At 47.3% G+C, this 22,946-nt stretch carries 21 protein-coding genes and 2 tRNA genes; 20 read left to right on the forward strand and 3 right to left on the reverse strand.

Features of this window, described 5'->3' with window-relative positions; genetic code table 11:
• Positions 1 to 4 precede the first annotated feature (4 nt).
• Positions 5 to 889: a UTP--glucose-1-phosphate uridylyltransferase GalU gene (gene galU / locus BM359_RS00290; RefSeq protein WP_054486831.1), complete on the forward strand. Its 885-nt coding sequence runs from the start codon at positions 5 to 7 to the stop codon at positions 887 to 889.
• Positions 890 to 894: 5 nt separating this feature from the next.
• On the opposite strand, the gene BM359_RS00295 is transcribed toward galU, so the two are convergent.
• Genes BM359_RS00295 through cmoA form a run of 3 tightly spaced genes read right to left on the reverse strand, consistent with a single transcriptional unit; the run spans position 895 to position 3,522 of the window.
• A complete protein-coding gene (locus BM359_RS00295; protein ID WP_054486834.1) occupies positions 895 to 1,788 on the reverse strand; it encodes a LysR family transcriptional regulator in 894 nt (297 codons plus the stop codon).
• A 22-nt stretch (positions 1,789 to 1,810) separates the two neighbouring features.
• A complete protein-coding gene (gene cmoB / locus BM359_RS00300) occupies positions 1,811 to 2,782 on the reverse strand; it encodes a tRNA 5-methoxyuridine(34)/uridine 5-oxyacetic acid(34) synthase CmoB (protein WP_054486836.1) in 972 nt (323 codons plus the stop codon).
• A gap of 8 nt (positions 2,783 to 2,790) precedes the next feature.
• Entirely contained in the window at positions 2,791 to 3,522 is a 732-nt protein-coding gene (gene cmoA / locus BM359_RS00305) for a carboxy-S-adenosyl-L-methionine synthase CmoA (protein ID WP_054486838.1), read from the reverse strand.
• 116 nt (positions 3,523 to 3,638) lie between these two features.
• Here cmoA and BM359_RS13120 point away from each other — a divergent pair, with 116 nt between their 5' ends.
• The 19 genes from BM359_RS13120 (at position 3,639) to BM359_RS00395 (ending at position 22,942) form a co-directional block, all read left to right on the forward strand.
• Entirely contained in the window at positions 3,639 to 3,899 is a 261-nt protein-coding gene (locus tag BM359_RS13120) for a hypothetical protein (RefSeq protein WP_234972442.1), read from the forward strand.
• 38 nt (positions 3,900 to 3,937) lie between these two features.
• Positions 3,938 to 5,068: a GGDEF domain-containing protein gene (locus BM359_RS00310; RefSeq protein ID WP_234972443.1), complete on the forward strand. Its 1,131-nt coding sequence runs from the start codon at positions 3,938 to 3,940 to the stop codon at positions 5,066 to 5,068.
• A gap of 74 nt (positions 5,069 to 5,142) precedes the next feature.
• Positions 5,143 to 6,912 carry an aspartate--tRNA ligase gene (gene aspS, locus BM359_RS00315; RefSeq protein ID WP_054486840.1) on the forward strand — a complete coding sequence of 590 codons (1,770 nt, stop codon included), beginning with the start codon at positions 5,143 to 5,145 and terminating at the stop codon, positions 6,910 to 6,912.
• Positions 6,913 to 6,928: 16 nt separating this feature from the next.
• The gene (locus tag BM359_RS00320; protein WP_054486842.1) at positions 6,929 to 7,678 is read left to right on the forward strand and encodes a YebC/PmpR family DNA-binding transcriptional regulator; all 750 of its coding nucleotides are present in this window, start codon (positions 6,929 to 6,931) and stop codon (positions 7,676 to 7,678) included.
• Entirely contained in the window at positions 7,679 to 8,215 is a 537-nt protein-coding gene (ruvC, locus tag BM359_RS00325; RefSeq protein ID WP_054486844.1) for a crossover junction endodeoxyribonuclease RuvC, read from the forward strand.
• 12 nt (positions 8,216 to 8,227) lie between these two features.
• Positions 8,228 to 8,845, forward strand: a complete 618-nt coding sequence (gene ruvA, locus BM359_RS00330; protein ID WP_054486846.1) for a Holliday junction branch migration protein RuvA — start codon at positions 8,228 to 8,230, stop codon at positions 8,843 to 8,845.
• Positions 8,846 to 8,854: 9 nt separating this feature from the next.
• A complete protein-coding gene (ruvB, locus tag BM359_RS00335; RefSeq protein WP_054486848.1) occupies positions 8,855 to 9,874 on the forward strand; it encodes a Holliday junction branch migration DNA helicase RuvB in 1,020 nt (339 codons plus the stop codon).
• A 397-nt stretch (positions 9,875 to 10,271) separates the two neighbouring features.
• Entirely contained in the window at positions 10,272 to 10,682 is a 411-nt protein-coding gene (gene ybgC, locus BM359_RS00340; protein ID WP_054486850.1) for a tol-pal system-associated acyl-CoA thioesterase, read from the forward strand.
• Between the two features lie 3 nt (positions 10,683 to 10,685).
• A complete protein-coding gene (gene tolQ / locus BM359_RS00345) occupies positions 10,686 to 11,396 on the forward strand; it encodes a protein TolQ (protein ID WP_054486853.1) in 711 nt (236 codons plus the stop codon).
• Entirely contained in the window at positions 11,393 to 11,821 is a 429-nt protein-coding gene (gene tolR / locus BM359_RS00350) for a protein TolR (protein ID WP_054486855.1), read from the forward strand. The genes tolQ and tolR overlap by 4 nt, the downstream gene beginning before the upstream one ends.
• A 2-nt stretch (positions 11,822 to 11,823) precedes the next feature.
• Complete coding sequence (gene tolA / locus BM359_RS00355) at positions 11,824 to 12,741, forward strand: cell envelope integrity protein TolA (RefSeq protein WP_074930733.1); 918 nt, start codon at positions 11,824 to 11,826, stop codon at positions 12,739 to 12,741.
• Positions 12,742 to 12,752: 11 nt separating this feature from the next.
• The gene (gene tolB / locus BM359_RS00360) at positions 12,753 to 14,102 is read left to right on the forward strand and encodes a Tol-Pal system beta propeller repeat protein TolB (protein ID WP_054486857.1); all 1,350 of its coding nucleotides are present in this window, start codon (positions 12,753 to 12,755) and stop codon (positions 14,100 to 14,102) included.
• A 51-nt stretch (positions 14,103 to 14,153) separates the two neighbouring features.
• Positions 14,154 to 14,690, forward strand: a complete 537-nt coding sequence (gene pal / locus BM359_RS00365) for a peptidoglycan-associated lipoprotein Pal (RefSeq protein ID WP_054486859.1) — start codon at positions 14,154 to 14,156, stop codon at positions 14,688 to 14,690.
• A gap of 69 nt (positions 14,691 to 14,759) precedes the next feature.
• Complete coding sequence (gene ybgF / locus BM359_RS00370) at positions 14,760 to 15,470, forward strand: tol-pal system protein YbgF (RefSeq protein WP_234972444.1); 711 nt, start codon at positions 14,760 to 14,762, stop codon at positions 15,468 to 15,470.
• A gap of 131 nt (positions 15,471 to 15,601) precedes the next feature.
• Positions 15,602 to 15,677: transfer RNA gene (locus tag BM359_RS00375), tRNA-Lys, on the forward strand.
• A gap of 31 nt (positions 15,678 to 15,708) precedes the next feature.
• Positions 15,709 to 15,784 (forward strand) — tRNA-Lys (locus tag BM359_RS00380).
• Between the two features lie 89 nt (positions 15,785 to 15,873).
• Entirely contained in the window at positions 15,874 to 16,914 is a 1,041-nt protein-coding gene (gene nadA, locus BM359_RS00385; RefSeq protein ID WP_054486863.1) for a quinolinate synthase NadA, read from the forward strand.
• 140 nt (positions 16,915 to 17,054) lie between these two features.
• Positions 17,055 to 21,521 carry a glutamate synthase large subunit gene (gene gltB, locus BM359_RS00390; protein WP_054486865.1) on the forward strand — a complete coding sequence of 1,489 codons (4,467 nt, stop codon included), beginning with the start codon at positions 17,055 to 17,057 and terminating at the stop codon, positions 21,519 to 21,521.
• On the forward strand, positions 21,521 to 22,942 hold the full coding sequence (locus BM359_RS00395) for an FAD-dependent oxidoreductase (protein WP_054486867.1): 1,422 nt from the start codon (positions 21,521 to 21,523) through the stop codon (positions 22,940 to 22,942). The genes gltB and BM359_RS00395 overlap by 1 nt, the downstream gene beginning before the upstream one ends.
• Positions 22,943 to 22,946: the final 4 nt, after the last annotated feature.

Here is a 22,946-nt window from a genome sequence, read left to right on the forward strand (position 1 = left end):
TGTTATGGTCAAAAAAGTCGTTATTCCAGTAGCCGGGCTCGGAACTCGGATGTTACCCGCTACCAAAGCCATCCCGAAAGAGATGTTACCTTTAGTGGACCGTCCGCTGATTCAATATATTGTTGAAGAGTGCGCAGCAGCAGGGCTGACGGATGTTATTTTAGTGACTCACTCAAGTAAAAACTCCATAGAAAACCACTTTGATACCAGTTTTGAACTGGAAACGACTTTAGAACAGCGCGTAAAACGTCAGTTACTGGCTGAGGTTAAAGCTATTTGCCCAGAGAAAACCACTATTATGCATGTCCGTCAAGGTGTTGCTAAGGGACTGGGGCATGCGGTTCTTTGTGCTCGTCCTTTAATTGGAGATGAACCATTTGCGGTTGTTTTGCCCGATGTTTTAGTTGATGAAGCCAGCTGTAAACTGAATAAAGATAATTTGGCAGAAATGGTTAAAAACTTTGAGGAAAGTGGTCATTCACAGGTAATGGTTGAAAAGGTGCCGCAACAGGATGTCAGTAATTATGGTATTGCAGACATTAATGGCGCAGACCTTAAGCCGGGTGAGCAAGCGGAAATTACACAGTTAGTTGAGAAACCGCCGGTTAAAGAAGCGCCATCTGATCTCGCTGTTGTCGGGCGTTATGTTTTCTCGGCTGACTTATGGCCGCTGCTTGAAAAGACGCCTGTTGGTGCCGGCAATGAAATTCAGTTGACCGATGCTATGGCAATGTTGCTTGAAAAACAGCCGGTAAATGCTTACTACATGAAGGGAAAAAGTCACGACTGCGGTAATAAGCTAGGCTATGCTCAGGCTTTCGTTGAGCACGCACTGCGTCACCCGGATTTGGGTGACGATATGAAAGCCTATATAAAGTCTTTGAAATAATTGCCTCAGCGGGGCTGGTGCTTGAGTATCAGCTCCGCTAAAGTTTTTGCACAGGGACCGGTCTGCTCCGCTTTGGGCAGTACCATGTACAAGCTGCCTTTGCGCGAACTGCTCCCTTCAATTTCTATGCGACTCAGTCTGCCGGAATCCAGATCCTCCTGAACGACATAAGGTGGCAGCCAACAGAAGCCGAGGCCGTTGCGAATAAGCCTTAAAGCCTCATCGAAGTGACTGACGGTCCAACGCTGTTCAGCTTTCAACCAGCCTTCATCTTCGACCGGGTTACTGCCGGTATCCTGAATAACAATTTGTAAGTGCTGAGACAATTCATTTTGATCAATAGGTTGCGGTAAGTCAGCTAACGGATGGTCAGGGTGACAGACGAGATCCATACTGTATTGACTGATGGGCTCACCAATAAATCCGCGGGGCAAATGATGAGTGATCACGACATCGGCGGTCTGTTCCTGAATTTGTTCTACAGTACCGGTTAAGACTGTGTCGTTAATGAGAAGACGACTGCCGCGACTTAGCTGCTGAAACTCGTTAAGAACAGGAATGAGTTGACTACGGTCAAAAACCATTTCCAGAGCAAGCTTTACTTCGGGTTCCCAACCTTGTTCCAGGTTATCAGCAAGCTGTTCTATCTCTTCTGTAAGGTTAGTTAGCTGACGGGAACGCCGCAGTAAAACCTCGCCAGCGGTGGTTAAGTGAGCCTTTCTGCCTTTGACCTCAAGCAATTGAACACCAACCACTTGTTGCAGTTTTGCTACTGCGTGATTCAGTGATGATTGGCTTTTATTCAAGGCTTCAGCGGCGTGGGCATAACCGCCATAGTCAACGACCGCTTGCAATATGCGCCATTGTTCAATGGTCGACTTGGGTCGATAAACACTCATTTAGATTCTACTCCGGTGGGCGTTAAACCCGGGCAGTAATTACCGCCCGAATCGGTGCTTGGTAACCTTCAATAGTCATATTGGTGTCATTTGGATCAAGAAAGTCCGCTAAAGATTCTCCTGTCATCCACTGCGTTCGTCTTTGTTCGTCTAAAGATGTGGTGTTGTGATCAACAATAGCGATATCTTTAAAGCCGAGCCGCTCTAACCAAACAGATAGCGCACGGGCACTTGGCAGAAACCATACATTGCGCATCTGTGCGTATCGCTCACCGGGCATCATCACGGTTGTTTCGTCACCCTCAACAACAATGGTTTCTAATACCAGCTGGCCGCCAGGACGAATTAACCCTTTTAGCTGCTGCAAAAAGTCGATGGGTGAACGGCGGTGGTAAAGTACGCCCATGCTAAAAACGGTGTCAAAGCTTTTTAGCTCGGGCATTTGCTCAATACCAACCGGGAAAAAATGTGCGCGCTGTTGTAAGGCCAACGGCATCAGTTGGCGAATAGCCCGAAATTGCATAAGAAAAAGCTCGCCGGGGTCAACGCCCCAAACCGCTTCGGCACCTGCTTCAAGCATGCGCCACAAGTGGTAGCCACTGCCACATCCGACATCCAGTACCTGACGGCCATTTAAGTCGTCTAAATGAGGTGCAACGCGTTGCCACTTCCAGTCTGAACGCCATTCGGTGTCAATAAAAACACCAAATAAGTTGAAAGGGCCTTTGCGCCAGGGTTGTAGCTGCTGAAGTAAGCCCGTTAAACGAGCCCGGTCGGCATCGGATGCCTCGTCAGAGTGACCAACCTGAACGGTATCAGATAGTTCGATATGTTCAGCGTTTAACTCGGGCAGTTGTTGTAAAACGCGCTGCCAACGTTTTAAGTTGCCATGAGGGTTATTCTTAAAAGCGGTAAGCTGTGGCGCTAAGGTATCCAGCCATTGAGCGTGCGGGCTTTGCAGAAGTGCACGGAGCTCCTTGCTAAAATCGATCATAGTATTCCTTATTTAACCGCGAGCATTGCTGCAAAATTAAAGCACTGGAACCAGACTGTACTGTGGCGAAAGCCTGCATCCTGAAAGCGTTGCATATGGTCTTCTAATGTATCGACTTTCATGACATTTTCGATAGCTGCACGTTTCTGGCTGATCTCCAGTTCGCTATAGCCATTAGCGCGTTTAAAGTTGTGGTGCAAATCGACAAGTACATCATTCATATTAGCATCGCTGTGGCGCACCTTTTCTGCCAATAACAGGGCTCCGCCATTGTTCATGCCGTCAAAGATACGTTGAATAATGTCGTTTCTCTTCTCTTGTGGAATGAACTGTAGGGTAAAGTTTAATACAACCACAGAAGCATTCTCAATGTCGGTTTCAGCTAAGTCCTGACAATGAAGTTCTGCAGGGATTTGGCTTTTAAAACCCTCCAAATGTAACCTTGCGCGCTCTATCATTGGTTGGGAGTTATCTACACCAATAATTCGGCAGTGACTTGTCTGTTCGCAACCTTTGCGCATAGCAAGTGTAGCTGCGCCAAGGGAACACCCTAGATCGTACAAATTGGAATTTGGCTGAACGTAACGGCTCACCAATTGAGGCAGAGTTTGTAATATACTGGAGTAGCCCGGCACCGAACGGTTTATCATATCCGGAAAGACTTCCACGACTTGTTGATCGAAACAAAAGTCGGAAATGCTGGGTAAAGGTTTTGCAAATAACGTGTCGTGTTGCGTCATAAAGCTACTTTTATTCAATAAATGGCTTAGATTTATTGGTATTTTACCGATAAATGAGACAGACGCACAGGCAATATTGGACTAAAATTCGGCCATTAGTCCGGGAGGAGAGTACATTGAATCGAGTTTTGGCTATCGTCAGTGCCTTTTTCGCTGCATTTTCGGTGACGTTATCGAGTAGCTATGCCAGCCAACCCGAGAGGTGGCTGGAAGACTATAAAGAAATTCGTGTCGGAGTGCCGGATCAGTTGGCGCCCTTGGTGTCCGTTGAAAATGGCAAAGCCGAAGGTCTGGATGTCGATTTGCTGAAAAAGTTTACTCGCAATTTGCCGGTAGAGATTGTTGGAAACCCTGTGGAGCATGGCAGCAATGCCTGAACGCAATCAAAAACAAAGAAATTGACGTTCTCACCAGTGTGTCATATTCAGTCGAACGCAATCAGTTTATGGACTTTACTCAAAGCTACTGGTCAATGCCATGGGCTGCAATTTCCCCGGTAAATCAACAAGCTAACGAGGGAAGTATTGGTTTAAATCAGTTAAGTGATAGTAAAGTTGGTGTGGTTGAAGGCTACAGTATAGAGTCACAGTTGTCTCAGTTGAGAGGTATTCAGCTTATTCAGGTTGATGGCATTCGTGAAGGTCTGAATTTAATACGCAATAGTGGTGTTGATTATTATGTCGACAGTCTGCCTATGCTGGTCTACGAACTGCAGCGAAGACCTCTGCCGGGCGCAAAGCTTTCGGTTATTGACGATACTCAGGGTGAAGAGCTTTATTTAGGCGTTAGGGAAGACTGGAAGCCACTGGTTATGGCGCTGAATGGTGGTATTGACTCAGTTACTGAAAGTGAGAAAAGTCAGCTTAAACAGAAATGGTATGGTTTTGAGCTAGAGCAGGGCTGGAGTAATAAAGAGCTTCTGGACATTGCTATGAAAGTGGGCTCAGTTGTTTTGTTAATCATTGTTAGCTTTGCGGTCTGGAACAGTCGGCTGCGTAAGGAAATTAAGTTACGCAAAGCTGCCGAAAGACAAATTCGGCATATCGCAACTCACGATGAATTGACGGGTCTTCCCAACAGAAACTTAATGCAGGACCGACTGGAGCAGACTTTAAGTCAAAACGAAAGAACCGGAAAGCCATTCGCTGTTCTGTTTCTGGATCTCGATGGTTTTAAAAAGATTAACGACGATTTTGGTCACAGTTATGGTGATGAGCTACTGGTACAGGCTGCGCACCGCATGAGCAGTCTTTTACGCCGATCAGATACGGTATGTCGTCATGGCGGTGATGAGTTCGTAGTGATTCTTCCGACGGCGAATAATGTTGGGTCCGCACTGGCGGTATCGCGTAAGCTAGTTGTGCAGTTGGCAAAGCCCTACAAAGTGAAGAAAAAGTCGCTGGATATCAGTGTGTCTATTGGGGTCAGCCTTTACCCCCAGCATGGATTAACCTCAGACGATTTATTACGTTCGGCGGACAAGGCGATGTACCGTGCCAAGGCCGCTGGTAAAAATGATGTGCGTCTGGCTGGCGACGACGGATGACATTCGGCGTCAGTCCGCTATAATGTTGCGCTTCGTAAAAACATTCATTGCAACAGCTAGCAGGATAAACGCGCATGCGAACTCATTACTGTGGACAAATAAATGCTGAATTGGCGGGACAAGAGGTCACGCTATGTGGTTGGGTCAATAAACGCCGTGACTTAGGCGGCCTAATTTTTATTGATCTGCGTGACCGTGAAGGGATGCTGCAGGTCGTTTTCGACCCGGACCAAAAAGCGTTATTTGAGACAGCAAATAGCCTGCGTCAGGAATTCTGCGTTCGCTTAAGTGGTAAAGTTAACCGTCGCCCGGAAAGCCAGGTCAATAAAAACATGGCTACCGGCGAAGTCGAACTGCTGGCAACCGATTTAGAAATTCTAAGTCGCTCTGAACCTCTCCCTATCGACTTCAACCAGCAAGTGAGCGAAGAAGCACGACTGCGTTATCGCTACCTTGATTTACGTCGTCCGCAAATGAATGAAAAATTGCAGTTTCGTGCGAAAGTAACCAGCGCGGTGCGCCGTTTTCTGGATGACAGTGGTTTTCTGGATATTGAAACCCCTATGTTAACGCGTGCAACGCCGGAAGGTGCGCGAGACTATCTGGTGCCAAGCCGTACCCACAAAGGTCGCTTTTTCGCGTTGCCGCAAAGCCCTCAGCTGTTTAAACAACTGCTGATGATGTCGGGCTTTGATCGTTATTACCAAATTGTTAAATGCTTCCGCGACGAAGACTTGCGTGCTGACCGTCAGCCTGAATTCACTCAAATTGATATTGAAACCTCGTTCATGAGTGCAGAGCAGGTCATGCAAATTACCGAGCAGATGGCTCGTGATCTGTTCAAACAATTACTTGACGTGGACTTGGGTGAATTCCCCAGCATGACCTGGCATGAAGCCATGCGCCGTTTTGGTAGTGACAAGCCAGACTTGCGTAACCCGTTGGAGTTGGTGGATGTTGCTGATGTCTTAAAAGACGTTGAGTTCAAAGTCTTTTCTGGTCCGGCGAATGACGAAGATGGCCGTGTTGCTGCCATTCGTTTACCGGGGCAGGCTGAGAACGTTTCACGCAAAATGATTGATGAATACACACAATTTGTCAGCATTTATGGTGCCAAAGGACTGGCGTGGATTAAAGTGAATGACCGCAGTGCAGGCCGTGACGGGTTGCAGTCGCCTATTCTTAAGTTCCTGCCGGATGAAGTGATTGAGCCATTACTAGAGCGCACTGAAGCACAAACTGGTGATGTTTTGTTCTTTGGTGCCGATAAGGCGAACGTTGTTGCTGAAGCTCTGGGTGCTTTACGCCTGAAGTTAGGTAAAGACTTTGAACTTGTCAGTAATGAGTGGAAACCGCTATGGGTCGTTGACTTCCCAATGTTCGAAGTCGCTGACGATGGCAGTCTGGCCGCGTTACACCACCCCTTCACCGCACCGGTCAATGTGACTCCGGAAGAATTAAAAGCCAACCCGGCAGCCGCTATTTCAAATGCCTATGACATGGTATTAAATGGTGTTGAGTTAGGTGGTGGTTCGGTTCGTATCCACGAAAACGCTATGCAGCAAGCGGTGTTTGAAGTATTAGGTATTGAAAAAGACGAAGCTCAGGAAAAATTCGGCTTCCTCCTGGAAGCGTTAAAGTACGGTACGCCGCCGCATGCTGGCCTAGCTTTTGGTCTGGATCGTCTGGTTATGTTGATGGTTGGCGCAACCTCAATTCGTGATGTTATCGCTTTTCCTAAAACAACGACCGCAGCTTGTGTCCTTACCGATGCGCCAGGCGCTGCAAACCCTGCTGCATTGCAAGAGTTGGGCGTAAAAAGTATGGTAGAGGAAGACGAATAACCAACAAGGGTGAAATATGGCTGGTCATTCCAAATGGTCTAATATTAAGCACCGAAAAGCCGCGCAGGATGCTAAGCGCGGCAAAATTTTTACTAAATTAATACGTGAAATTACGGTTTCCGCTCGTGAAGGGGGCGGAGACCCTGAAACCAACCCTCGCTTACGTGCTGCTATCGATAAAGCCTTATCGAATAACATGAAGCGCGACACCATAGATACCGCAGTAAAGCGCGGCTCTGGTGATCTTGAAGGCGATAATCTTGATGAGCTGACCTATGAAGGCTATGGCCCTAATGGTGTCGCTGTATTGCTGGAGTGCATGACCGACAACCGAAACAGAACGGTTTCCGATGTTCGTCATGCATTCACTAAATTTGGAGGCAATTTGGGCACAGATGGCTCGGTTGCTTACTTATTTAATAAGAAAGGCGTGATTAGCTACCCTGCAGAGGTTACCGAAGAGCAGCTCATGGAGCCCGCACTTGAAGCTGGTGCAGAAGATCTTATTACCTACGAGGGCAGCGGTATCGATGTCATGACCTCACCGGAAAATTTCGGTTCCGTAAAAGACGCTCTGGATAAAAAAGATTTAGAAGCCAGTAACGCCGAAGTGACTCAGGTGCCTGATACTCGAGTTGACTTAGATGAAGAATCTGCAAGAACCTTCTTAAAATTACTGGATGCACTTGAAGACCTGGATGACGTTCAAAATGTCTATCATAACGCCGATATCTCAGATGAGATAATTGCACGGCTGGACGACTAAGTGGCCATTATTCTGGGTATTGACCCGGGCTCAAGGTTAACGGGGTATGGTGTTATTGAACAGCGCGGTAGGCAGCTAAGCTATTTAGGCAGCGGCTGTATAAAAGTTATCGGAAGCCGCGCTGAGCCGCTGACATTAGCCGAAAAACTTCGCCGCATACACGACAGTGTGAGTGAATTAATCACTCAGTTTAAACCTGACGAGTTTGCAATAGAGCAGGTATTCATGGCAAAGAACCCGGATTCGGCATTAAAGCTTGGACAGGCCAGGGGCGCGGCAATAGTAGCAGCTGCTTGTGCTGAGCTTCCCGTAGCGGAGTACTCTGCCCGTCAAATAAAACAGTCGGTTGTGGGGAACGGTGGTGCCGAGAAGTCCCAGGTGCAGCATATGGTTATGGCACTATTGAATTTGCAACGGTGTCCGCAAGAAGACGCCGCGGATGCGTTAGCGGTAGCCTTATGCCATGCTCACAGCTCTCAAAACTTGATAAAAATGGCAGGTGCTGCGCGCAAAACTGTGCGTGGACGCTTGCGTTAATGGAGTACAAAAGTGATAGGTCATATTCAGGGCGTACTTACCAGTAAACAACCACCTGAGGTCGTGCTTGATGTTCAGGGCGTTGGTTACGAAATTCAATTGCCAATGACGTGTTTTTATCAACTGCCCGCAGTAGGCGAGACGATTAAACTCATCACTCATTTTGTGGTGCGGGAAGACGCCCAGTTGCTCTATGGCTTTATTTCCTCTTCCGAACGCTCGCTGTTTCGGTTGCAGATAAAGACTCAGGGGGTAGGCCCAAAACTGGCATTGGCTATTTTATCGGGTATGTCGGCAGATGAGTTCGTCGTTGCAGTTAACCAGAATGATGTCAGCCGGCTGGTGAAACTGCCTGGTGTGGGTAAGAAAACCGCCGAGCGGTTAGTCATTGAAATGCGCGACCGTCTTAAAGACTGGCAGCCTGCGACACCATTTACGGACATCGCTCCGCTTGATAATCAGGGTACAGACGCCAGGGAGCACCCGGCAGATGCACGCGCAGATGCGGTGAGTGCGTTGCAGGCTCTTGGTTATAAAGAAAATCAAGCTGAAAAAGCCTTACAAAAGGTGTACTCTGCAGAACATAATAGCGAGACCTTGATTCGACTGGCGCTAAAACAGCTGTCGTAAGGAAGTCCAATGATTGAAGCCGATCAGATACCCACTCAACGCCTCATTGAGCCCGATGTACAAGGTGAAGATGAAGCCGTTGACCGTGCTATACGACCCAAAGCTTTGGCGGAATATACCGGCCAGAAGCACGTGGTTGAGCAAATGGGCATTTTTATTGAGGCCGCGCGTAAACGTCAGGAAGCTCTTGACCATCTGTTGATATTTGGTCCGCCAGGGTTGGGGAAAACCACACTCGCAAACATTGTCGCTAACGAGTTGGATGTCAGCATTAAAACAACGTCAGGACCTGTTCTTGAAAAAGCCGGAGACTTGGCGGCCTTATTGACAAACCTGGAAGCACACGATGTTTTATTTATTGATGAAATTCATCGGCTGAGCCCCGTTGTTGAAGAAATTCTCTATCCTGCCATGGAAGATTACCAACTGGACATCATGATAGGCGAAGGTCCGGCTGCCCGCTCTATCAAATTGGATTTACCACCTTTCACGTTAATTGGTGCAACGACCCGGGCGGGAGCGTTAACTTCACCACTTAGGGATCGTTTCGGTATTGTTCAACGTCTTGAGTTTTACGATGTTAATGAATTAACGGACATCGTAGCGCGCTCCGCTCACTTTATGAATGTCCGAATGTTGGATGGAGGCGCAAGGGAGATAGCCCGTCGCTCCAGAGGTACGCCTCGTATCGCCAATCGACTTTTGCGCCGAGTACGGGATTACGCTGAGGTCAGAGGTAATGGTGATGTCGATGAAGCCACTGCAAATGCAGCTTTAACCATGGTGGATGTTGACCAGGCTGGTTTTGATTATATGGATCGGAAGCTGTTATTAGCCATTATGGAAAAGTTTACCGGTGGACCCGTAGGGTTAGATAATTTGGCGGCGGCAATAGGTGAAGAGAAAGATACAATTGAAGATGTGCTTGAACCTTACCTGATTCAACAAGGCTTCTTACAGCGAACACCCAGGGGCCGGATAGCTACGCCACGCGCTTATCAGCATTTTGGGTTAAAGCCTGAGAAATAAAAAAAAGCCCGCACAATGTGCGGGCAAACAGAACAACAAGAAGGAAGTTAAATCCAGGGAACTATTACTCAATAAACAATCTCAGAAAAAGTGACAACCAATCTCTTTGTCTTTGATATGCTGAGTATTATAAGGTTAATCTGATTCTGATCAAACAAGAAAAATTAGATGTTCGAATTAAAAAAACTAATCTGAAATTGGCTTTTGTTGACTAAAAAAAGCGCAACATATTTATAACAATGAAATAAAGTTTATAAAAAACAACATGTTGTTATTTTTGTGTTTCAATACTGTCATAAAAAAAAGTCTGTTGATAAAGTGACCAGTGACAGTTTTGAAGGCTTCTTTACAAAATATTACACAACAGTAACTTTTCGGAACTTTACTTGAGGTGGTAATGTCTCATTGTGACTTTGAATGGCCGATTCGTGTTTACTACGAAGATACGGATGCAGGTGGTATCGTTTATTATGCCAACTATCTCAAGTTTATTGAAAGAGCACGAACAGAGTGGTTACGATCGTTAGGGATTGAACAGGATACTTGGTTAGCTCACAATATCGCTTTTGTGGTTCGTAAGGTCGAACTCGATTTACGACTGGCAGCAAAGTTTAATGCCGAGTTGAATGTGACTGTAAAAGTTACACAAATAAAGAAAGCTTCATTGGTTTTCGAACAAAAAGTTTTGGCGAAGGATGGCAGAGTACATTGCCAGGCAACAGTTTTAGCCGCTTGCATTGATAATCAGGCAATGCGTGCTGTTGCTATTCCGGAACCGATAATTTCGCGTATTCAGTCAGGGGTTTAAAGCGTGCAAGCAGAGTTATCGTTTATTGATTTATTCATGCAGGCCAGCTTATTAGTAAAGCTGGTAATGGTAATGTTATTGGCGATGTCAGTCTGGGGCTGGGTGCTAATTTTTCAGCGCAAGAAAGTGCTGAAGCAAGCACGAAACGATGCGCTAAAATTTGAAGACCGCTTTTGGTCGGGCGTCGATCTTGCTCGCCTTTATCAGGAAATTTCGGCCCGTGCGAAAAATGCGCGAGGTATGGAGTTATTATTTCATGCCGGCTTTAAAGAGTATGCCCGGCTGCGCAACCATTCAACGACAAATACACAAACAATGCTTGAAGGTGCGTTTCGTGCAATGCGTGTTGCACACGCCAGAGAAACTGAGAAGTTAGATAATAACCTGGGAATTCTTGCGACCATTGGTTCTATCAGCCCCTATATCGGCTTGTTTGGAACCGTTTGGGGCATTATGAACGCTTTTATCGCTTTAGGTGCCGTACAGCAAGCAACATTAGCTATGGTTGCTCCGGGAATCGCTGAAGCACTTATCGCTACCGCTATGGGTCTTTTCGCTGCTATACCGGCCGTTATTGCATACAACCGATTTACGACAACCGTTGAAAAAGTTGATAATCAATACATGAACTTTATTGATGAATTCATCTCGATATTACAACGTCAGTCTTCGGCGCAGGCAGGCAAGAATAAAGTAGAGGGCGAAACGGTATGATGGTAATGCCGCGCAAGCGTCGTAAGCCGGTTGCGGAAATTAATGTGGTTCCTTATATCGACGTGATGTTGGTTCTGCTTATTATTTTCATGGTAACAGCGCCATTAATTACGCAGGGTGTTAAGGTCGATTTACCAAAAGCAACAGCAGAGCCACTTTCTGAGGAAAGTAAGCCGCCACTCGTCGCGTCAGTTGATGCTGAAGGCCGGTATTACCTCAATCAGGGTGATAGCAAGGACACGCCTATGCAGGCGGACGAGTTAGCAACACTGGTTGCGGCGCATTTACAAGTTGAACCCGATACACCCGTAATGGTGAACGGTGATGGTGCGGTATCGTATAACCAAATTGTGCAGCTGATGGTGTTACTGCAAAGAGCTGGTGTGCCTTCAGTCGGTTTAATGACAGATTCGTCGGATAATTAGTTGTGGCAAAATCAGATAGCTTAACCTTACCGCTGATATATTCGATTGCGATTCATGCCGTGATAGCCGGTGTGTTGTTGATCAGTTTTGAATTTACACCATCAACGCCTGAAGCGATGGAAGTTAACCTTGATCAAAGCGAACTCGACATGTCTGAGGAAATTGTCAGCGCAGTTACTGTTGATAAATCGAAAGTACAGCAACAGGCCGATAAAATTCGACAGAAAAAAGCGGAACAAGAAGCGGCTGAGCAACGTCGAATAGAAAGACTGGAAAGACAGGCCGAGGAAGCTCGTAAAGCTCGTGAGCGAGAAGAGCAGCGTAGAAAAGAGATTCAGCGTCAGCAAGAGCTGGAAGAACAGGAAGCTGAAAAAGCGAGACAGCAGGCTGAGCGAGAGAAAAAAGAAGCTGAACGGTTAGCCGAGGAACGAGCCAAAGCAGAAGCGGCTGCAAAAGAAGCGGAGCGTCGTAAGCGCGAAGCAGAAGAAGCTGAGCGGCGCGCTGAAGAAGAGCGTCGTAAGCGCGAGGAAGAACGCCGCAAGCGCGAGCAAGCGGAGCGTGAAGCTGCAGAGCGTGAAGCTCAACTGCAAAAAGAGATGGAAGAAGAACGAGCCCGGCGTCAGGCAGCACGACGTCAGCAAGTGATGAGTGAAGTTGAAAAGTATCAGGCACTCATTCAGCAAACTATTCAGCGTAACTGGAACGTTGATGACTCAATGCGTGGTAAGTCTTGTGAGTTGACTATCAGGGTTGCACCGAGTGGGTTCGTTAAGTCGGTAGACACAGGTAGTGGCGATGCGAACGTTTGTCGCTCAGCCCAGAACGCGGTATTGAAGGCGACAACCTTGCCTGTTTCTGAAGATCCAGAGATTTATGAACAAATGAGTACGATTAAACTGACTGTAAAACCGCAGTTGTAACAAGGTGACCGATGAAAAAAATATTAATTAACAGCTTATTACTCTTTGTTGCGCTAACAGCTTTTGCTCGCGCAGGGGTATTGGAAATCGTCATCACGGAAGGTATTGATACCGCACGACCAATTGCGGTTGTGCCGTTTGAATGGAAGGGCGAAGGTGAAGCTCCGAGCGAGCTTACCGACGTAATTGCGGCTGACTTGATGCGCAGTGGTAAGTTTAATCCAATTCCTTCAAGCGCCATGCCGCAACGTCCGGCTGCAGATGACGACATTGATTACTCTGCATGGGCGAAAATGGGAGTTGAGGCGATTTTAGTGGGTTCGATAGAGCCATACTCTGTTGATCGTTACATGGTTAAGTTTGAAGTTATTGATGTGCTAAGAGGACAAATTACTGGCGGTAATTCGCAGATGTTACGCAATGGCGAATTAGTTCAGAGTAATGATCATATTCTCGATTCTCGCTCAAGCGTTATCGATGGCGACCAGTTTCGTTCTTATGCGCATCGAATTTCCGATGTGGTTTATGAGGCGTTAACGGGTGAACGCGGCGCCTTTATGACTAAAATTGCTTATGTGACAGTGAATCACGAAGACCGTTATCCTTATAAACTGGCAGTAGCGGATTATGACGGCGCGAATGAGAAAATCCTGCTCCGTAGTCCGGAGCCTCTCATGTCACCGTCCTGGTCTCCTGATGGAAACAAGCTTGCGTACGTCAGCTTTGAGAACAAAACGGCAGAAATATTCATACAGGACATCTACACCACCCGTCGGGAAAAGACAACGTCGTTTCCGGGTATTAACGGGAGTCCGGTTTTCTCGCCAGATGGTAAAAAATTAGCTATGGTGTTATCAAAGGATGGTAATCCTGAGCTTTATGTCTTTGATATTAATACGAAGGACTTGCAACGTATCACTCGTAATCGTACGATTGATACAGAGCCTAACTGGACGCCTGATGGTGAATCCTTAATTTTCACCTCAGAAAGAGGTGGCAGACCACAGTTATATAGCGTAAATTTATCATCAGGCCAGGTTCGTAGGTTAACCTTTGAAGGTGAACAGAATTTAGGTGGTACAATAGTACCGTCTGGCAAGGATATGGTTTTAGTTAACAGAACACGAGGCAACTACCATATCGCTAAACAAGAATTCCCGCGTGGGAATATGCAAGTTTTAACAAAAACGGCATTAGATGAGTCACCCAGTGTGGCACCAAATGGCAGTATGGTTATTTACAGTACAACGCATAATAACAAACAAGTACTGGCATTGGTTTCTATCGATGGGCGTTTTAAAGCACGGTTACCGGCAACCGATGGTGAAGTGAAGTCACCGGCTTGGTCGCCATACATGTAAAACACAGCCTGAATGGTTAAATTGTTCGATAAAACGATAAGGACGAAAAGGATGCAGCTTAATAAACTTTTTAAAGCTCTGGCAATCGTTGTACCAATGGCAACTCTGGCCGCTTGTAGCTCAAATCAAGAAACTGATTCAGGTGCAGGTGCAGGTCAAGAGACCAATCAACAAGCTGAGCAAGACTCCGGTGTTCAAACTGGAGCAGCAGAGCGCGCTAAAACGATGGAAGAAGAGCGTCAAGAGAAAATGGAAGCGTTACGTAAAGAACACATCGTTTACTTCGCTTTTGACAAATCTAACATCCAGTCAGAATACACTGACTTGTTGTCAGCTCACGCTGACTACTTAGTGAAAAACCCGTCTGTAAAAGTTGTTATTGAAGGTCATACCGATGAACGCGGTACACCTGAATACAACATTGCGTTGGGTGAGCGTCGTGCTCAAGCGGTTGAAAACTACCTGCATAACTTAGGTGTTCAGGATTCTCAAACCTCTACTGTGTCATATGGTGAAGAGAAGCCGATGGTAAACGAATCAAACGAACGTGCATACGCCAAAAACCGTCGTGCCGTTTTAGTTTACTAATCTAAGAAAAGCGGATAGTACATGAGAAAAACGCTGTTAGCTGTATGTTTGTGTGTGCCTGGGGCCGTTATGGCCCAGGCACCTGTTTCTGGATTGTCATCTTCAGGTGATGTTGAGCAACGTCTCGAGCAAATTGAGCGTATGCTCGAAGCTCGCTCAGACGCTCAGCTTAAAATGCTGAATCAGTTAGGCTCTCTGCAGCAAGATGTTGCTGAGTTAAGAGGCATAACCGAAGAGCATGAGTATCGTCTGGAGCAACTTTTAGAGCGCCAGCGCGAGCTGTATCAGGAAATTGATCGTCGCTTCAGTAATTTGAAGCAGAACAATAGTCAGAGTAATGAAGTGACTGGCAACTATGACGATCTAGAGCAGGTTCCTACACAAACAGACGGCAGCAGCTATTCTCCTAACTTGAGTGAGAATGACGCTTACGACAAGGCTATTGCATTAGTTCTTGAAGATAAACGTTATGATGATGCGATACCCGCATTTCAGTCCTTTCTTAAAAACTTCCCAAATTCGACCTATGCGGCAAATGCGCATTACTGGCTCGGGCAGTTGTTTTTTGCAAAACGTGAATACAACGAAGCGAAACAGCAATTTGAGACTGTTGTAAACGATTACCCGGATAGTAATAAGCGTGGCGACTGCTTGCTGAAACTAGGTGCTATAGCTAGTGAACAGAATAAGTCGGCAGATGCTAAGGCTTATTATGAACAAGTGGTCAAAGAATACCCAGATAGTACCGAAGCTAATTTGGCAAAACAGCGCCTTAATTAGTAACAACTGAGCAACATGTGTTCGTGAATTGAGCAGTTGCACGGTTTTTTTCAATTTTCAGTTGCATACGCGCACTATTTCAGTAAACTATGCCGCCGTTGCCAAGCAGAAACGGCAGCAAAATTGGCGTTGGGTTGTTAGCTCAGTTGGTAGAGCAGTTGACTTTTAATCAATTGGTCGCAGGTTCGAATCCTGCACAACCCACCACGTCGCCAATTAATATTATCTATCAGAATATGGGTTGTTAGCTCAGTTGGTAGAGCAGTTGACTTTTAATCAATTGGTCGCAGGTTCGAATCCTGCACAACCCACCACTCCTAATTACTTTGCTACAAGCACATCTTGAATTCAGCTATAATAAGCCCCACTTATTAAGAACACTTGGAAAATAAGCCGTAGTATCATGACCGAGATTCAAACTCTGGATAGCCTTGATTATACTTTTCCGCCTAAACCTAAGCCGTTAAGTGCGAAAGAAAAATCAGAGACAATTAATCGTATTAAGCAGCTTCTAATTGATGAGGATGCTGTGTTGGTGGCTCACTATTACACCGACCCTGATATTCAGGCTCTAGCTGAAGAAACCGGTGGTTGTGTGGCGGACTCTTTAGAAATGGCTCGGTTCGGTCGTGACCATCCGGCGAAAAAGTTGATTGTCGCCGGTGTTCGCTTTATGGGTGAAACGGCGAAAATTTTGACACCTGAAAAGCAAGTACTGATGCCAACATTAAAAGCGGAGTGCTCGCTTGATCTTGGTTGCCCTCCTGAAAAGTTTTCGGAATTCTGTGATCAACATCCGGACCGGACAGTCGTTGTCTATGCGAATACTTCGGCAGCAGTTAAAGCTCGTGCAGACTGGGTAGTAACTTCCAGCATGGCGCTTGAGCTTGTCGACCACCTGGATGCTAAAGGCGAGAAAATACTTTGGGCTCCTGACCGTCACTTAGGTGGTTATATCGCACGTGAAACTGGTGCAGATATGCTGTTGTGGCAAGGCGCTTGTGTGGTGCATGATGAATTTAAGGCAAAGGCATTGGAGGACATGAAAAAACTCCATCCGGAGGCTGCAGTTCTTGTTCATCCTGAGTCACCGGAAAATATTGTCGCTATGGCTGATGCAGTAGGCTCAACATCGCAGCTCATTAAGGCGAGTCAGGAATTACCTAACGAAACCTTTATTGTGGCGACAGACAAAGGCATTTTCTACAAAATGCAGCAGCTTCAGCCGAATAAAACCTTTATTGAAGCACCTACAGCCGGAAACGGTGCAACTTGCCGCAGCTGTGCGCATTGTCCATGGATGGCCATGAACGGGTTAAAAGCAATTGAAGAAGCACTTACCGAAGGTGGTGAGGCTCATGAAATACATGTCGACGAAACCTTAGGTAAAAAAGCTATGGTACCACTGGACCGAATGCTGGAATTTTCGGCAAGCTTAAAATAACTAAGACAGGCTCCTTCGGGAGCCTTTTTTATTCCTCGCTTATACAAGATATTTATAGTCGCCATAAATGCATCGCCTACCGAACTGCACAACTGCATGCTAATCTGAATTTATTGAATATTTATTCGGGTGGAATTTGCATGGGGTTTTATGATCCGACTGAAGTGCGTGATAACTGCGGTTTCGGCATTATTGCTAACGTTAATGGTGAGCCTCGGCAAGGGTTGATTTCTACAGCCGTTAAGGCTTTGGATCGTATGCAGCATCGCGGCGGTATTGGTGCGGATGGTAAGACTGGTGACGGTTGTGGTTTGCTTCTGCAAATGCCAGAGCAATTTTTCCGTCAATTTGCTGAAAAAGAGGGGTGGCAGCTCAGCAAAAAATTTGCCGTTGGAATGGTCTTTTTCAGTCGAGACAACGATAAGCGCGAAACCGCACGCCAACTTATTGAACAAGAACTCCAGAGAGAGACCTTAGCCGTCACAGGTTGGCGTAAAGTGCCCGTAGATAACCAAGTGCTGGGGGAAGGTGCTAAGTCGTCTGAGCCTGTTATAGAGCAGGTTCTGGTGTCAGCTCCCCCGGGTTGGCGAAAGAAAGACTTAGAAAGACGCCTGTATATGGCGCGTCGGCGAATTGAGAAGCTCATTCCTAATCAGGAAGAACTTTATATTTCTTCGCTTTCTAGTCTGGTATTGGTTTATAAGGGCTTAATGATGGCGGCGGATTTACCCGCCTATTATGCTGATTTAGCCGACTCCGATATGAAAACTTCCATCTGCGTATTTCATCAACGCTTCTCAACCAATACCGAACCACGCTGGCCTTTAGCTCAACCATTCCGGTTTCTGGCTCATAACGGCGAAATTAATACCATAAGAGGTAACCGGCAATGGGCGCAGGCGCGGGCTTATAAGTTTCAGACCCCTTTACTACCCGACTTACAGGATGCAAAACCGTTAGTCGGCTTGTCCGGCTCGGATTCTGCGTCGCTGGACAATATGCTGGAGCTGTTGTTAGCCGGCGGTATGGATCTATTCCGGGCTATGCGCTTGCTGATACCGCCCGCCTGGCAAGGCGACGCGACAATGTCTGATGAAATGCGTGCTTTTTATGAGTTTAACTCGCTGCACATGGAGCCCTGGGATGGGCCGGCAGGCGTGGTGATGAGTAACGGTCGACACGTCGCATGCAGTCTGGACCGCAATGGTTTACGCCCGGCCAGGTATGTATTAACGCGCTCTGGTGTTCTGACCATTGCTTCTGAAGTGGGTATCTGGGATTACGACGAACAGGAAGTCATAGAAAAAGGGCGCTTAGGGCCGGGTCAAATGATGGCGGTGGATACCTATACCGGTAAAATTTGGTACAACGACGAAATAGAAGATGAATTAAAACAGCGCCACCCTTATAAACAATGGCTGGAACAGCATCGTCGTCACTTAATTCCGTTTGAACGCAGTCACGCAGATAAACTGGGCCAGCGTCTTTATGACGATGAAACCATGCTGGTATTGCATAAAGCTTACCTGTACTCAGAAGAAGAGTTACAGCAAATTATCAGTGTATTAGCGAAAGATGGCCAGGAAGCTGTTGGTTCAATGGGCGACGACACACCGACTGCGGTTCTCTCCAAACAACCTCGCTTACTTTATGACTATTTTCGACAGCAGTTTGCACAGGTAACAAACCCTGCCATTGATCCCATTCGCGAACGGCACGTGATGTCACTTTCAACCATAATTGGACGCGAGCACAATGTGTTTAACGAAGCTTCTGGTGATGCTGACAGGGTGGTGTTCGAGTCACCCATTCTGATGTATACCGATTTAAAGCAGTTACGCGAATTGGATGAAAAGCACTACCGCGCAACAACACTCTCGCTGGCTTTCAAGCCGGAGGAAAACAACTTACGGCAGGCGATAGAAAGCCTTGTTGAAAATGCAAAAGACTCGGTTAAGAACAATCAAACCGTTATTCTGATACTGAGTGACAGAGGCTTGCAGCGCGGACAGTTGATGATACCGGCTGCGATAGCAGTTGGTGCTGTTCAACAGGCTTTAGTGGCTAATGACTTACGTTGCGATTCGAACATTATTATTGAGACAGCGTCTGCGAGAGACCCTCATCACATGGCGGTGTTGTTGGGTTTGGGAGCTACTGGAGTTTACCCTTACCTGGCTTATGAAACGGTGGAGCAATTGGTTGCTCGCGGCAAAGTAACTCTGGATATTAGAGAAGCCTTGCTGAACTACCGGAAAGGTCTGAATAAAGGACTCTTGAAAATACTGTCGAAGATGGGCATTGCAACAGTTGCCGGATACCGCGGTTCTTCTCTATTTGAAGCTGTTGGGCTTAACGAAGATGTACGCCGCCTTTGTTTTGCAAACGTGCCGGCGCGAATTGATGGTACCGGTTTTGATGATATTCAGCAGGATCTCCAGCAAAGCTTCCACAAAGCCTGGTTAAAGCGTAAGCCGCTGGCTCAGGGTGGTTTACTGAAATATGTGCATGGTGGGGAATACCATGCGTATAACCCGGATGTGGTCACCTCCTTACAACGTGCGGTAGCAACAGGTGAGCAGCGGGACTACGACGTTTACGCGAAATTTGTGAATCAAAGGCCGGTAACTCACCTGCGTGATCTGCTCAGTATAAAATTACCTGAAACAGCAAAGCTTGAAAAACACCAAGTTGAAGCAAAGGAAAGCCTGTATCAGCGTTTTGATACGGCTGCTATGTCCATAGGCGCGTTAAGCGCTGAGGCCCACGAGGCTCTGGCTATAGCAATGAACCAAATTGGAGGGCATTCAAACTCCGGTGAAGGAGGCGAGGATCCGAAACGCTTTAACAGCTTAAAAAATTCCCGAATTAAACAAGTGGCTTCAGGGCGCTTTGGAGTGACACCTCATTACCTGGTGAACGCCGATGTGATTCAGATAAAAGTTGCGCAGGGTGCAAAACCTGGAGAGGGCGGACAACTACCCGGCGAAAAAGTCACTGCGGAAATAGCGCAACTACGCTACGCAGTGGCTGGTACGACATTAATATCGCCACCGCCGCATCATGACATTTACTCCATTGAAGATTTAGCTCAGCTAATTTTTGATTTAAAGCAGGTAAACCCTAAAGCTTTAGTCTCTGTAAAACTGGTCTCAACGCCGGGTATTGGCACTATTGCGACCGGGGTGGCTAAGGCTTATGCCGACTTGATAACCGTATCAGGCTATGACGGTGGTACCGGCGCCAGCCCCATGACGTCGGTCAAGTACGCAGGTTCACCCTGGGAACTCGGGTTGGTTGAAGTGCACGAAGCTTTGGTAGCGAATAACCTGCGCCATAAAATTCGTCTGCAGGTTGATGGCGGTTTAAAAACCGGTATGGATATTGTGAAAGCGGCAATTTTAGGGGCAGAGAGCTTTGGCTTTGGTACTGCTCCGATGATAGCTCTGGGCTGTAAATATTTGCGCATTTGCCATCTCAATAATTGTGCAACGGGTGTGGCTACGCAAGATGAAACCTTACGTCGTGAGCACTTTTCCGGCTTACCGGAGCGCGTTGTAAAACTGTTTGAGTTTATGGCTGAAGAGGTGCGGGACATTCTTGCTCATCTCGGTTTAGCTCAGTTAACCGATGCCATTGGACGGGTTGATTTACTAGAGCGTTTGCCGGGGGAAACCAAACGTCAGCAACAGTTACAGTTGACCGCCTTGTTGGAGTCGGCCGGAGTCCGCTCTGAACATTCATTGTATTGCACGGACAAAAACCAGCCGTATGACCAGGGCAAGCTCAACCAACGCTTACTGGAACTGTGTAAAGAATCGATTGATGCACGCAATGGCGGACATTGGTCACTGACCATTCGTAATGACGATCGCTCTGTTGGCGCAAGTTTATCCGGTTATATTGCCAGCCAACATGGTAACCAGGGGATGGCGGTGGCGCCAATCACTCTAGGTTTTATTGGTACTGCCGGGCAAAGCTTCGGGGCATGGAATGCAGGTGGTTTAAAACTTCACTTAACCGGGGACGCAAATGACTACGTAGGCAAAGGCATGGCCGGGGGAGAAATTACCATTAAACCACCTGCGGGCTGCCGCTATAACAGTCATGAAGCAGTCATTATGGGGAACACCTGCTTGTATGGTGCAACCGGAGGAAAACTCTATGCTGCCGGTTGTACCGGCGAACGTTTTGCGGTGCGTAACTCCGGCGCTACGGCTGTTGTTGAAGGTATTGGCGACCACGGTTGTGAGTACATGACCGGCGGTATTGTGGTGGTACTGGGTGAGTGCGGCATTAACTTTGGTGCAGGAATGACCGGTGGCTTTGCTTATTTAAGAGACAGCGACGGCGACTTACACCGACGACTTAACCATGAACTGGTTGAGGCGGTGTCACTGGATACCCCAATTATTCAGGAGCACTTACGGGGGTTAATTCATGAGCATCACGAAGCGACGGGCAGCCTGTATTCGCGTGAATTACTGCGCAACTTTGAGCAGGTGGTGGAGAGTTTTTATATTGTGAAACCGAAAACGGCTGATGTAAAAGAGCTGCTGGGGCATCGTGCTCGATCTACCGCAGAATTACGCGTGCAGGTGATGTAATGAACAAGAATATTTATCAATTTTTAGACGTACAACGCATTGACCCGCCTAAACGCTCGGTTGAAGAGCGCCGAATTGAATTCAAAGAAATTTATGACCCGATGCCCGGTGTGCAGCTAAAAGGTCAGGCTGACCGTTGCCTGGATTGCGGTAATCCTTATTGTGAATGGCAGTGTCCGGTTCACAACTATATTCCTCAGTGGCTGGAGCTGGCTAACGAAGGTCGGGTTATTGAAGCGGCGGAGCTCATGCATAAAACCAATAGCCTGCCGGAGGTCTGTGGCCGGGTATGTCCTCAGGATCGCCTGTGCGAGGGAGCATGCACGCTCAATGACGGTTTTGGCGCGGTAACTATTGGCAGTATTGAAAAACAAATGGTCGATGAGGCCTTTAAGCAAGGCTGGCGGCCGGATTTAAGTGGTGTTATTCAGCGCCGCGAGCGCGTTGCGGTTATTGGTGCAGGGCCTGCTGGTCTTGCTTGTGCAGATGTCTTGGCACGTAATGGTGTCAAAGCCGTAGTTTACGACCGTTACCCGGAAATTGGCGGGCTGCTGACCTATGGCATTCCGCCATTTAAGCTGGATAAAGCGGTCATGACTTTGCGGCGTGAAATATTTACCGACATGGGCATTGAATTTAAGTTGGGTGTTGAAGTTGGTAAGGACATCAGTTTTGCTGAGTTGGAAGATAATTACGACGCGGTATTTCTGGCTCTGGGAACCTATAAAGCGCTGGAAGGTAAATTAAAAGGTCTGGATGCAGAGGGCGTTTATCCGGCACTGCCTTTTCTAATTGGCAACACCCAACGACTTATGGCTCATGAGCCGATGTCTCAGTATCCGCTTATTGATGTTAAAGACGAGACCGTGGTTGTACTTGGCGGTGGTGATACGGCCATGGACTGTGTCAGAACCTCGATTAGGCAGGGAGCCAAGTCGGTTGTTTGTGCGTATCGTCGCGACGAAGGCAACATGCCGGGCTCCCGCAAAGAAGTGCAGAACGCCCGGGAAGAGGGTGTATCTTTTGAATTTAATTTGCAACCACTGGAGGTAGTCACTGACGGTACAGGCAAAGTCAGCGGTGTGAAAATGGTGCACACGGAGCTCGGTCCGGCTGACGAAGATGGTCGGCGCAGGCCGCAGCCGGTGCCTGAGTCAGAGTTTCTGATGCCCGCCACAGCGGTGATTATTGCTTTTGGTTATCAGCCCAACCCACCAGAATGGTTACAACAACACAAAGTGGAACTGAGCGACTGGGGTACCGTGCTTGCCACCAGCGATACCGAATTTGCTATGCAGACCAGTAATCCGAAGATCTTTGCTGGCGGTGATATGGTACGTGGCGCTGACTTAGTCGTGACCGCCATCGCTGAAGGGCGCAATGCAGCCGAGGGGATGCTGGACTACTTTGACAGCCAGTAAGCAG

This window comes from Idiomarina abyssalis, assembly GCF_900116625.1.
GTDB classification, from domain to species: Bacteria; Pseudomonadota; Gammaproteobacteria; order Enterobacterales; family Alteromonadaceae; genus Idiomarina; species Idiomarina abyssalis.